Source organism: Pseudomonas sp. SIMBA_041, from assembly GCF_046535095.1.
In the GTDB taxonomy this organism is placed as follows: Bacteria; Pseudomonadota; Gammaproteobacteria; order Pseudomonadales; family Pseudomonadaceae; genus Aquipseudomonas; species Aquipseudomonas mucoides.
On record NZ_JAWRXJ010000532.1, the window covers coordinates 1 to 258 of the forward strand.

1 pseudogene is annotated in these 258 nt (G+C 48.8%); it reads left to right on the top strand.

The annotated features are described in order from the left end of the window. Nucleotides 1-49 precede the first annotated feature (49 nt). Nucleotides 50-258 (top strand): annotated as a pseudogene (locus SB725_RS32230) (aminopeptidase); the annotation flags it as partial.

Sequence of the window (258 nt, forward strand, 5' to 3'; positions counted from 1 at the left end):
GTATATTGGCGAGTTTGCGATCGGCGTAAATCCTTTCATACGAGAACCGATGAAGGACATTTTGTTCGACGAAAAAATTGATGGCAGCTTCCATTTCACACCAGGACAATGCTATGACGATGCTTCGAACGGAAACAATTCCAACATTCACTGGGATATGGTCATGATCCAACGACCGGAGTACGGCGGAGGGGAAATCTGGTTTGATGATCGGCTGGTCCGCAAAGATGGACGCTTCGTTCTGCCGGAGCTGGAACC